Source organism: Rhizobium sp. BK049 (assembly GCF_014193135.1).
Lineage (GTDB): Bacteria > Pseudomonadota > Alphaproteobacteria > Rhizobiales > Rhizobiaceae > Rhizobium.
In genome coordinates this window covers 155504-166510 of sequence record NZ_JACHYV010000008.1, presented here as the reverse complement: position 1 = coordinate 166510, position 11007 = coordinate 155504, and the positions used below count along the sequence as shown (strand labels likewise).

The 11007-nt window shown below is 59.7% G+C and carries 10 protein-coding genes and 5 tRNA genes; 6 read left to right on the top strand and 9 right to left on the bottom strand.

Annotation, left to right across the window (positions count from 1 at the left end):
• Positions 1 to 375: 375 nt before the first annotated feature.
• Positions 376 to 452 (bottom strand) — tRNA-Arg (locus tag FHT70_RS11285).
• 57 nt (positions 453 to 509) lie between these two features.
• Entirely contained in the window at positions 510 to 815 is a 306-nt protein-coding gene (locus tag FHT70_RS11280) for an ETC complex I subunit (protein ID WP_085778028.1), read from the bottom strand.
• A 671-nt stretch (positions 816 to 1486) separates the two neighbouring features.
• Here FHT70_RS11280 and FHT70_RS11275 point away from each other — a divergent pair.
• Positions 1487 to 1563, top strand: a tRNA-Pro gene (locus FHT70_RS11275).
• Positions 1564 to 1626: 63 nt separating this feature from the next.
• On the opposite strand, the gene FHT70_RS11270 is transcribed toward FHT70_RS11275, so the two are convergent.
• Complete coding sequence (locus FHT70_RS11270; RefSeq protein WP_183701004.1) at positions 1627 to 2112, bottom strand: DUF192 domain-containing protein; 486 nt, start codon at positions 2110 to 2112, stop codon at positions 1627 to 1629.
• 1 nt (position 2113) lies between these two features.
• Positions 2114 to 2692, bottom strand: a complete 579-nt coding sequence (locus FHT70_RS11265; RefSeq protein WP_064802232.1) for a cold-shock protein — start codon at positions 2690 to 2692, stop codon at positions 2114 to 2116.
• A 194-nt stretch (positions 2693 to 2886) separates the two neighbouring features.
• Here FHT70_RS11265 and gloA point away from each other — a divergent pair, with 194 nt between their 5' ends.
• The 5 genes from gloA to FHT70_RS11240 all read left to right on the top strand — a co-directional run bounded on the left by gloA (position 2887) and on the right by FHT70_RS11240 (position 5230).
• Entirely contained in the window at positions 2887 to 3327 is a 441-nt protein-coding gene (gene gloA, locus FHT70_RS11260) for a lactoylglutathione lyase (protein WP_085778026.1), read from the top strand.
• A gap of 165 nt (positions 3328 to 3492) precedes the next feature.
• Complete coding sequence (locus FHT70_RS11255; RefSeq protein WP_183701002.1) at positions 3493 to 4560, top strand: D-Ala-D-Ala carboxypeptidase family metallohydrolase; 1068 nt, start codon at positions 3493 to 3495, stop codon at positions 4558 to 4560.
• 198 nt (positions 4561 to 4758) lie between these two features.
• Positions 4759 to 4833: transfer RNA gene (locus tag FHT70_RS11250), tRNA-Glu, on the top strand.
• Positions 4834 to 4908: 75 nt separating this feature from the next.
• Positions 4909 to 4983: transfer RNA gene (locus tag FHT70_RS11245), tRNA-Glu, on the top strand.
• A 172-nt stretch (positions 4984 to 5155) separates the two neighbouring features.
• Positions 5156 to 5230 (top strand) — tRNA-Glu (locus FHT70_RS11240).
• 47 nt (positions 5231 to 5277) lie between these two features.
• Here the strand turns inward: FHT70_RS11240 and recJ are convergent.
• The 5 genes from recJ to FHT70_RS11215 form a co-directional block, all read right to left on the bottom strand.
• Positions 5278 to 7080, bottom strand: coding sequence for a single-stranded-DNA-specific exonuclease RecJ (recJ, locus tag FHT70_RS11235; protein WP_183701000.1), 1803 nt, complete (start codon positions 7078 to 7080; stop codon positions 5278 to 5280).
• Between the two features lie 80 nt (positions 7081 to 7160).
• On the bottom strand, positions 7161 to 7406 hold the full coding sequence (locus FHT70_RS11230; protein WP_183700998.1) for a hypothetical protein: 246 nt from the start codon (positions 7404 to 7406) through the stop codon (positions 7161 to 7163).
• Positions 7407 to 7622: 216 nt separating this feature from the next.
• Positions 7623 to 8948 carry a homoserine dehydrogenase gene (locus tag FHT70_RS11225; protein ID WP_183700996.1) on the bottom strand — a complete coding sequence of 442 codons (1326 nt, stop codon included), beginning with the start codon at positions 8946 to 8948 and terminating at the stop codon, positions 7623 to 7625.
• 62 nt (positions 8949 to 9010) lie between these two features.
• Positions 9011 to 10228 (bottom strand): LL-diaminopimelate aminotransferase, encoded by a 1218-nt coding sequence (locus FHT70_RS11220; RefSeq protein ID WP_097598741.1) that lies wholly within the window; start codon positions 10226 to 10228, stop codon positions 9011 to 9013.
• 222 nt (positions 10229 to 10450) lie between these two features.
• Positions 10451 to 10864 (bottom strand): hypothetical protein, encoded by a 414-nt coding sequence (locus FHT70_RS11215; RefSeq protein ID WP_183700994.1) that lies wholly within the window; start codon positions 10862 to 10864, stop codon positions 10451 to 10453.
• Positions 10865 to 11007 lie beyond the last annotated feature (143 nt).

Here is an 11007-nt window from a genome sequence, read left to right as displayed (position 1 = left end):
GCCTGCCGGTTCCTGACCCATATCGCTGGCAAGGCCCGACAGAATCAAAGAAGAAGGTCGAAGCCGAGGCTGATTTTTCGCGCGGCCAAGAAGAGTTGGCCGAAGCCTAACGCCTTGCCTCGCAGCTGGAGCTCCAAGCAGCGCAATGACTGGTGCGATTAGCGAGATACCGTCGGTCCAACACCGTACGGGACCTAGTCGATCGCTCTTTCGTTAAAGCGGTAGGAAAGCACGGGGGTTCCCCCTGTGCGATCCGTTGTCACGACTTGCCCCGCTTCGGCGGGGCTTTTTTTGACCGAATACCGCCCCTAAACCATTCTCCAATGAGGGGTGAGCGTCCAGAAAAACAACAAAAACAAACACTTGAAAAGCAGGTGGCGACCCCTGCAGGAATCGAACCTGCGACAACCTGCTTAGAAGGCAGGTGCTCTATCCAGCTGAGCTAAGGGGCCGTCCGGCGGTCACGTTCAAAGAGCGCGACCGAATACGCCATATGTGGACGAGAAATCTCAATGCGTCCAGGGCTGCGTGCGGGTATAGCGGAAATTATCCGGATAGGCCACAACCTGGCGGGCCGGATCCTTCGGCGCGATGACGCGGTATTCGATGCCGTTGCGCTGGGCGTAGGATTCGGCAAGCGCCTGCGTTTCGAAGGTGAGTTTTACCTGCTGGCGCATGTCGCCCGAGGAGGTGTAGCCCATGATCGGATCGATCTTGCGCGGCGACTCCTGATCGAATTCAAGCACCCAGAGATGGGTCTTGGCCTTGCCGGACTGCATGGCGGTCTTAGCAGGACGATAGATCTTGGCAGACATGACTGCGGCATCTCCGAATATGCAGGGACAGAGCGCCCCGCCTTTCATGGTCTCAATCCCGTTGCCGGGCCCTTGCTTCGTCGTTTGCGATAACGCGAAGAGTTGAATTTCGCTTATCCGCGAATCCCCGTTTTTTCAAGAAAAAAGCGGATCGCGACGCCGCTGCCACAGCCACCCCGACGATGCGCCAATGTGTTGGGAAGCAAGGCTTATCGTTAACTCGGGCGGCTCAGCACATTCATCCCTCATGTCGCTGCCATTCCACCTAAAAATCCGCAGGAATTCCAAGCGATTGCGCAATATTACCGATTGTCTCATGTTGTGATCACAGGATGATTGCCGCAGCCGACCGCGGGCACTAGTTTGCGGCTCAATCGGCTTCAGTGGATGCACGCATGATGAGACGTTCGACAGAGTTCAATGCCATTATGATAGGAGCTGGCATCACCGCTTTCTTCTATGTCGCTATCAGCTATGCCCAATATATCGGCCTGATCGCCCGCGGCTAAGGCTGATCGCCCTGACGTCCAATTGCGCCTCACAGGTAAATTGAAGGCCGACCGGGATTTTCCTCTTGCGTCCACAGGCCTGGTGAGAAATCTCCGGCCACAGCTGGATTTATGGGTTGCGACGACGGAGTGAACCGTGTATTCCCGCTGCCAATCACGGCACGGAGTGTAGCGCAGTCTGGTAGCGCATCTGGTTTGGGACCAGAGGGTCGGGAGTTCGAATCTCTCCACTCCGACCATTCAATATTCTGATTTCTTGGATTTCTTGTTGGCCACATCGCACCTCGCGAGCTGGTGCGCCGTCACTTCGCCTTCGTCGTCGTGGCGCTCACGATTCTGTCGCCCGGCTTGATTCCGAATTTGCCGACGATGCCGGCATTGAGTTCGACGACGTATTTCACCGGGCTCATCGAATCGATGATCTCGCGTGAATAGGGTTTTGCGTTTTCCTTGATGTGGCGGATCGTGCCGGTGTCGTCGGCAAAGAGCATGTCGAGCGGCAGGATGGTGTTCTCCATCCACATGGCAACGCGCCGTGTTTGCCCGAAATCGAAAATCATGCCGGCGTCATCAGCCATCGACTTGCGAAACATCAGCCCGCGGGCGCGCTGATCACCGGTGGCGGCGACCTCGACGGTAAAATGCAGCATCTTGCCGGCGGCTGTCTGGATGAGCAGCGGCTCCTTTTCGAACCGCATCTCCTCCTCAGCCAAAGCCGGCAGGGCGACCAAGAAAAAAAGCGCCATGACGGCGCTTCTGATCGCATGAAACAGGACGATGCCGCGCATGTCAGTGCGACCGGCTTGCCGGGCTCGGAACGTCGGGATGGATCTCTGCAGCCATCAGGCCCTTTTCGCCATCGCCGAAGCGGACGAGGACCACCTGGCCGGGGCGCAGCTCCGTCAGCCCGAAGCGGCGCAGCGTCTCCATGTGCACAAAAATGTCTTCGGTGCCCTCACCGCGCGTCAGGAAGCCGAAGCCCTTAGTACGGTTGAACCACTTGACAAGCGCCCGCTCGAGCCCGCTCGTGGCGGTAACCTGCACGTGGGTGCGCACCGGCGGCAGCTGCGAAGGATGAATGGCGGTCGACTGATCCATCGAGAGGATCTTGAAAGCCTGGTAGCCGCGCTCGCGGCGCTGGACGAGAGCGACGATGCGCGTCCCCTCGAGGATCGTTTGATAGCCGTCGCGACGCAGGCAAGTCACGTGCAGGAGAACATCCTGCATGCCGTTATCAGGCACGATGAAGCCGAAGCCCTTGGCGACGTCGAACCACTTGACGACACCGGTGATTTCAACAAGATCGACCGCTTCCGACGACAGCTCGTCGACATCGGTGTATGCGTTCGATGAAATCCTATCAGCCATTATCGCCAGCCCCTCGAATACGCGTCACACTGTTACGGTTAACTGATTCTTGAAATCAAGATTAACATCTTGGTAACGGATAAGCGCAAGTCCTAGTTTTCGGTTATTCCCAGCTGCACATTTTATAAAGATGACTTGCCCGAAGCTGACCTCGGCTCGCCAAAAAGGCCAGCCCCTATAAAGGAGTAGATAGAATGCGTTATCTTCATACGATGGTTCGCGTCAAAGATCTGGACGCTTCGCTTGCCTTCTATACCACGCTGTTCGGACTGGAGGAGATTCGCCGCCACGAAAACGAGAAGGGCCGCTTTACCCTGGTTTTCCTGGCCGCTCGCGACGATCTCGACCGTGCGCGCAGCGAAAAGGCCCCCTGCCTCGAGCTCACTTACAACTGGGATACGGAGGATTATAGCGGAGGACGCAATTTCGGCCACCTCGCCTATGAGGTGGATGATATTTACGCGATCTGCCAAAAGCTGATGGATAACGGCATTACCATCAACCGGCCGCCGCGCGACGGCAACATGGCCTTCGTGCGCTCGCCCGACGGCATTTCGATCGAAATCCTGCAGAAGGGAAGCCCGCTTCCGGCCGCCGAACCCTGGGCTTCCATGGGCAATACCGGCGCCTGGTAATGGTTTTGGCCGCAAGGCTTTTGCGAAGCTTGCGGCTTTTGCGATTTAGGGTCCGGCCGGCGCCTTCACGCTTGCCGCGATCCGGCCCCGCAGGCAATCTCCCGGTGACTCGAAGCGGAAGATGGCGATATCTCGCCGTTTTCGCATCAACCGGAGACCGATTGCTTGCGTGACCTTGAGATGCGGATGCCCATTACGGGCGCATTGCTGATCGCCACCTCGATGCTGGCGCTTTCCGGCTGCGTATCGAACAAGAAGACGCTCGATTCGGCCGCAGCTGTTCCGGCGACGGCGGCCGCAGCGCCACAGCTTGGCGCAACGGCGCCCGTGAAATCTGCCCCGCGCTCAGTCTATACCGACCCCCGCCTCGTCAATGTCTCCGGCGCCGAGGCCGCGCCACAGGTCGTGGCAGGCGATGCGAATGCCGCCGTCCCGCCGGCCGATGCGGCAATGGTGGCGCCTGCCAATATAGGCGGGCTCGTCATGCAGTCGACACGGATCAATGCGCAGGCGATGAGCATCTTTTCGGATCACCAGCCGCCGCCACAGAACAACAGCACGTCCACCGTCATTCAGCCGCAGGCCTATGCCCCCACGGAAGGAGTGGCCCCTACAAAAAGCAGCGTCTACAGCCAGCCGATCATGCCCTCACAGCCGGCCGCCCCGGTGCTGCCGCAGCAATCGTCCGAAAATTCCGGCACGCAGCCTGCGCCCGTACAAACAGCCTCGCTGGCGATGGGCGGTATCCCCGCCTCGACGACAAACGCGCTTTACAGCGCACCGAAGCAGAACCTGCTCGGCAGTCTTTCCGGCCTTCTGCACAAAGCCGCCCTGCCCGGCATGACGCGTGTTGCGCCGAACGGGCTGCACGTCCAGAACGACAATGTCGAGGTCGGCTGCTTCAAACCGGACCTGCTGAAAGTGATCAAGACGGTCGAAAACCATTTCGGCCGGCCTGTCATCGTCACGTCAGGCTATCGCGACGAAGAACATAACCGCCTGGTCGGTGGGGCTGACGAATCGATGCACAAGAGCTGTGAGGCCGCGGACATTCAGATCGACGGCGTCTCCAAGTGGGATATCGCCGCGTATATAAGATCCATGCCGGATCGCGGCGGGCTCGGCACCTATTGCCACACCGACTCGGTCCACCTCGACACCGGCAAGACCCGGGACTGGAACTGGGGCTGCGGCGGCAAACGGGCACCCTTAACCACCGCAAGAGCGATCTGACATCGTCGACGCGAAGTTCCCTCACCCAACGTCAGCTGGATTTCACCTGCTTCTGGAAGGCTGTACAAGCCTTTGATTCGCCAGTTGTAATTTTAAATAGTACTGCCACTGGAATATCTGTCATTTTTTTGAAAAAAATCGAATTTGCCGCTTGCGGCTTTCGAAGGTGCTGACTATAAGGGCGCCACCACGAAGGAAGCGCCCTTCGTCTATCGGTTAGGACACCAGATTTTCATTCTGGGAAGAGGGGTTCGACTCCCCTAGGGCGTGCCACTTTCTCTCCATACAGAAGCCATCGCATCCGCTTGCAGAAGCTCGCGCGCACGCCTATTTTATCGAGGCTGGCCTGCGCCCTTCGTCTATCGGTTAGGACGACAGATTCTCATTCTGTAAAGAGGGGTTCGACTCCCCTAGGGCGTACCATCGAAATTATGATTGCCGCCAACCACCGATCGGTTTGATATTCCAGCCATCCACCGCCCGTAGCGCCGTGGTTTTCCACAGCAAAAAAAATCGGCGAAAACTGTGATTTTTTCGCGCCTTGGCGCTTGCGGCTTTCGAAGGTGCTGACTATAAGGGCGCCACCACGAAGGAAGCGCCCTTCGTCTATCGGTTAGGACACCAGATTTTCATTCTGGGAAGAGGGGTTCGACTCCCCTAGGGCGTGCCACTTTCTTCCTTTAATTTTCTCATCCGAGACTCTTTTTCGTGACCGTTCTATTTCGCTGGCGCTGCGTCGCAGACGCGCAGCTGGACGCGGCGTGCGCCTTGATAATGTTCGGCGCCGAGCGAGCCTGCGACATGGAGGCTCGCGCCGCGTGAATTGATGAGAAGATTGCCGAGGCCGGTATCGGCGGCGCGAAAGGCGATTCCATCGAGCCGCGACCCGTCCATCGCCTCCAGCGTCACCTTCACATGTTTCTCGCCGACGAGGCGCGCGTCTCGCACCCGATGCGCCGGTACGGCAAAGAGCGGCTGAGCGTGGCCGGAGCCATAGGGACCGGCGGCTTCCAGGCGGTCAATGAGTTCAAGCGTGGCGCCGCTTGCGCCGATTGCGCCATCGATCTTCAATGTCTCGTTGGCGACGAGGCTCGCCACCGTCCTTGCGGCCTTCTCGGTAAAGAAGGTCCTCAACCTGCCGAGACCGGCGCGCTCGACCGTCAGCCCCGCCGCCATGGCATGGCCGCCACCCTTGATGAGGATGCCCTCCTCGACCGCAGCCCGCACCATCCTGCCCATGTCGAAACCATTGATGGAGCGGCCTGAGCCGGTGCCGCGGCCGGAGGGATCGAAAGCGATCGCGAACGCGGGCCGCTTGAATTTCTCCTTCAGCCGCGCGGCGATCAACCCAACGATGCCCGGATGCCACTTCTCATGGGCGGTGACGATGACGGAGGCGCCCTCGCCGTCGCCATATTCGGCCAGCGCCTCGGCTTCCGCCTCCTGCAGCATCATCGCCTCCATCGCCTGACGTTCACGGTTGAGCTCGTCGAGGCGCTGTGCGATCATTTCCGCCTCACCGGCATCATCGAGCGTCAGCAGGCGGCTTCCGAGCGCGGCATCGCCGATCCGTCCACCGGCATTGATGCGCGGGCCGATCAGAAAGCCGAAATGATAGGGGGTCACGGGGCCCGCGAGCCCCGCCTTGCGGAAGAGCGCGGCAAGCCCGGCATTGCTCTGGTGCCGGGCAGCAACCAGCCCCTTCACCACATAGGCGCGGTTGAGCCCCTTCAGCGGCACGACATCGCAGACCGTCGCAAGCGCCACGATGTCAAGCCATTGCAGCAGGTCGAGCGCCAGGATGCGTTTGTTGCCGGCCGCGCGCAACAGCCGCAATGTCGCGACCAGCACCATGAAGACGACGCCGGCTGCGCAAAGATGCCCCTGCCCCGACAGATCGTCTTCACGGTTCGGATTGACGAGCGCATGGCAGGGCGGCAGCTCATGTGTCACCTGGTGGTGATCGATGACGACGACATCGATGTTGCGCGCGGCAGCGGCCGCAAGCGCGTCCTGACTGGTGGAGCCGCAATCGACGGTGACGATCAGCCTGGCGCCATTGTCGATCAGCTGGTTGATCGCCGCCGGATTGGGGCCATAACCTTCAAAGATGCGGTCGGGAATGTAGATGTTCGCCTTGATGCCGAAATGGCTTAGAAAGCGGAACATCAGCGCCGAGGAAGCCGCGCCGTCGACGTCGTAGTCGCCGAAAATCGCCACGCTCTCGCCGCGCTCGATTGCAAGCAAGAGACGGGTTGCCGCCTTCTCGCAATCGGTCAGCGTGTGGGGATCGGGCATCAGGCTGCGGATCGTCGGGTCGAGGAATTCGACCGCTTCGTCAACCGGGACGCCGCGTCCTGCGAGAACGCGGGCGATCAGATCCGGCAGCCCGTGAACCTGCGCCATGGCGAGCGCCCGGTTCTGGCCGGCCTGGTCGAGTCTTGCAACCCAGCGATTGTCGAGTGCGGATTTCTCCACGCCGAGAAACGCGCGCTGTACCGGATCGACGAGATCTGCCATGCCAAACTCCGCTGACTTCATCTGTTCTTTCTACAGGAGCAGCGGAGATAACATAGTGACGGATTTCCAGACACGGATTTTTACCAGAAGATCAGCCAGACGATCACGGCGATGCCGCCGATCTGCACCAACAAGACCGAAAACAGCGTCAGCAGAATGGCCCAGTTGCGGCCTTCCGTATGTTCGTCGTCAAAAGCCTCGTCATGGCTCAATTCACGAATGTCACTGTGCAGCGGCTTGAGGATGTCCGCAAACATCGCAGGGCGGGCTGGCGGCACCTTGCTCGGACTGCCATGCTCTTTTCCGGCGTGGCTGTCCTTGCTCATGAAATGCTCCACGCCGACGACTCACCATCTGTGGTTTTATTTATATCAGTATTTCGGCATTTGGTAATATAGACTTCCGCAAGGGGAGACTGAACGATTAACAAAAAATCCGCCCTGCCAGAGACAGGGTGGCTCATACTTCGGAAAACGCTTTAACACTCTGAAGCTGCGCATCGTGCTTTCCGAAAATCGAATCCGATTTTTCGGGCCGACGCGCTAGGCTTCTTCTTTCGGCCGTTCGATACGGATTACCTGCGGCTCGCCGAAGAGATAGCCTTCCGACTTTATCGAAGCGACCGCCCTGCGCACGGACTCCTCCATCGTCGCATGGGTGACGAGAATGATCGTCTGGTGATGCGATGGCGCCAGGTGCTGCGTGGAGCGCTGAACGATCGATTCGAGCGAGATGTGGTTTTCCGCCATTCGGGTGGCGACGCTTGCAAAGACGCCGGTGCGGTCGAGCACAGTCAGGCGGATGAAATATCCGCCCTCGTGGCTCTGCATCTGTGCCTTGCGGTAAGGCTCCAGCGCCTTTGCGGGATGACCGAGCACCGGCACGCGCTGAGCGCCCGGCTGGCTCTTGGCGATATCGGCGATATCGCCAAGCACGGACGAGGCCGTCGCATTGCCGCCAGCGCCTGGTCCGACCATCAGCAGTTCGCCGAGGACGTCGGACTCAATTGCCACCGCATTGGTAACGCCGTCGACTTGGGCGATAACGGAATCGACCGGGACCATGGTCGGGTGTACACGCTGTTCGATGCCGGTCTCGGTGCGCTGGGCAACGCCGAGTAGCTTGATGCGGTAACCGAGTTCGGCCGCGGCGTGGATGTCCTCGATCGAGATATTGGTGATGCCTTCGAGATAGATATCGTCGGCTGCGATGCGATTGCCGAAGGCAAGCGTCGTCAGGATGGCGAGCTTGTGGGCGGTATCGTTGCCCTCGATATCGAAGGCGGGATCGGCTTCGGCATAACCCAGCCGCTGCGCTTCCTTGAGGCATTCGGCGAAGGAAAGCCCCTCCTTCTCCATCTTGGTCAGGATGTAGTTGCAGGTGCCGTTCATGATGCCGTAGATGCGCGAGACGGCGTTACCCGTCAGCGATTCGCGTAGCGCCTTGATGACGGGGATGCCGCCGGCGACCGCCGCCTCGAAATTCAACAGCGAGCCCTTCTCTTCCGCGATCGTCGCAAACTCGACGCCGTGATAGGCGAGCAGCGCCTTGTTGGCTGTCACCACATGGAGACCGCGCTGCAGCGCGGCGCGCACCGAGACGTTGGCAGCCCCTTCGGCACCGCCCATCAGTTCGACGAAGACGTCGATATCACCCTTTTCGGCCAGATCCTCAGGCCGATCGAACCAGGTGACGGCAGAAAGATCGACGCCCCGGTCTCGCGTTTTGTCGCGGGCGGAAACCGCGGTAATCGTAATCGGACGTCCGCAGGTGACGGCAAGCTCGTTGCTTTTCTGCTGAATGATGCGGACAAGCGAGGCGCCAACGGTGCCTAAGCCCGCAATGCCGATTTTGAGGGCATCTGCCATGGATCGATCCTGAAATGTCTGTGTGGCGGCAGCCGCCGAATGCGGCTGCCCAAGAGTTGGAATTAACGGTGGGCGTTCAGCGAGATGACGTTATGCATCGTCTCGTCTGCCGTCGACATGAACTTTTTGATATTGCGCGCAGCCTGACGGATGCGGTGTTCATTCTCGACAAGCGCCAGACGGACATAGTCGTCGCCCATCTCGCCGAATCCGATGCCGGGAGCAACGGCGACGTCGGCCTTCTCGACCAGCAGCTTGGAAAACTCCAGCGAACCGAGATGACGGAACTTTTCCGGAATTTTCGCCCAGGCGAACATGGTGGCTGCCGGCGGCGGCACTTCAAAGCCTGCCTTGCCGAAGCTTTCGACCATGACGTCGCGGCGGCGCTTATAGACATTGCGCACTTCGGCAATATCGGAGCCGTCGCCATTCAGCGCATGCGTCGCCGCCACCTGGATCGGCGTGAAGGCGCCGTAGTCGAGGTAGGACTTGACGCGGGTGAGCGCAGCGATCAGCCGCTCATTGCCGACGGCAAAGCCCATGCGCCAGCCGGGCATGGAAAAGGTCTTCGACATCGAGGTGAACTCGACCGTCACATCCATTGCGCCCGGCACTTCGAGGACCGAAGGCGGCGGAGCGCCGTCGAAATAGATCTCCGAATAGGCAAGATCGGACAGCACGATGATGTCGTGCTTCTTGGCGAAGGCAACGACGTCCTTGTAGAAATCGAGCGTCGCGACAAAGGCCGTCGGGTTCGAGGGATAGTTGAGGATCAGCGCCAGGGGCTTCGGGATCGAATGCCGGACCGCGCGCTCAAGCGGCGGGAAGAAGGTCTCGTCCGGCTCCACCGACATCGAGCGGATCACGCCGCCGGCCATCAGGAAGCCGAAGGCGTGAATCGGATACGTTGGATTCGGGCAGAGGATCACGTCGCCGGGCGCGGTGATCGCCTGCGCCATATTGGCGAAGCCTTCCTTGGAGCCGAGGGTGGCGACCACCTGCGTATCCGGGTTGAGTTTGACGCCGAAGCGGCGGGCATAATAGGCGGCCTGGGCGCGGCGCAGACCGGGAATGCCCTTGGAGGAGGAATAACGGTGCGTGCGCGGATCCTGCACGACCTCGCAGAGCTTATCGACGATCGCCTGGGGGGTGGGAAGGTCAGGGTTTCCCATGCCGAGATCGATGATATCGGCGCCGCCCGCTCGCGCGCTTGCTTTCAAACGGTTGACCTGTTCGAAAACATAAGGCGGCAAACGCCGGACTTTGTGAAACTCTTCCATTTCATTCCCCATGGAAAGGCGGCATTTCGGGCCGCGGTCGAAGTTCGTTCCGTCTCCCGGCGGCTGCGACACGAACTTCACAATCGCAGCGCCGTATTCATCAGACCCAAGCCAAGCGGCAAATCTTTGACGGAAAGGCCGCACAACCTTGCATTATCGGGAAAATCGCATCTTCCGATCCATCCGGAAGGCTTTGCGTCCAAATCGCCTGAAAGGCAAGGCTTATTTGGATATTTCGGAGAGCCTCTGCGGACCATGCTCGGCGGCGAGGCGGCGCATTTCGGCGACCTTGGCCTGATATTCGGCTTCCGAGATCGTGCCGGCCTTGCGCCGGCCGGCAAGCGCGGTCAACTGATGTTGCAGTTCGGCCGCCTGCTCATCGCTCATCTGGACGTTGGCCGCCGTCAGCGGCGCACCGAAATTCGGATAGCCGTCCGGTGATTTTGTCAGACCGCCTTCGACAGCCTCGCCCTTGGTTGCCGGCATGACGACGGCGGTCGGCGCCGCTCGCTTGGCGGCAGCTGCGGCTTTTTCCTCCGCCGTCAGATTGCATCCGGCAAGGGTCATCGCCGCCGCGGCGCAGATCAATGCGGTGCGGTTGAAGGTTGCGATGCGCCGAATGCCGTTCCTGATCATGCCTCAAAATCCAGTTCTGATTGCCTCGACTGTTAAATTTGTCGCAGCCACAAAGCAATAGCACGAGCCGATGCGGGTGGAACTTGTTTTCTCGTTCGGTCACGATGTACAACAAACGGATAAAAAGAGTGCTGCCGCCGGAG

Bases quoted from the DNA above. Each gene is read 5' to 3' on its own strand.
- FHT70_RS11220 (WP_097598741.1), bottom strand. From the start codon at position 10,228: ATGGAAGAGTTTCACAAAGTCCGGCGTTTGCCGCCTTATGTTTTCGAA.
- FHT70_RS11230 (WP_183700998.1), bottom strand. From the start codon at position 7,406: ATGAGCAAGGACAGCCACGCCGGAAAAGAGCATGGCAGTCCGAGCAAG.
- FHT70_RS11225 (WP_183700996.1), bottom strand. From the start codon at position 8,948: ATGGCAGATGCCCTCAAAATCGGCATTGCGGGCTTAGGCACCGTTGGC.
- recJ (WP_183701000.1), bottom strand. From the start codon at position 7,080: ATGGCAGATCTCGTCGATCCGGTACAGCGCGCGTTTCTCGGCGTGGAG.
- FHT70_RS11270 (WP_183701004.1), bottom strand. From the start codon at position 2,112: ATGCGCGGCATCGTCCTGTTTCATGCGATCAGAAGCGCCGTCATGGCG.
- FHT70_RS11215 (WP_183700994.1), bottom strand. From the start codon at position 10,864: ATGATCAGGAACGGCATTCGGCGCATCGCAACCTTCAACCGCACCGCA.
- FHT70_RS11280 (WP_085778028.1), bottom strand. From the start codon at position 815: ATGTCTGCCAAGATCTATCGTCCTGCTAAGACCGCCATGCAGTCCGGC.
- FHT70_RS11265 (WP_064802232.1), bottom strand. From the start codon at position 2,692: ATGGCTGATAGGATTTCATCGAACGCATACACCGATGTCGACGAGCTG.
- gloA (WP_085778026.1), top strand. From the start codon at position 2,887: ATGCGTTATCTTCATACGATGGTTCGCGTCAAAGATCTGGACGCTTCG.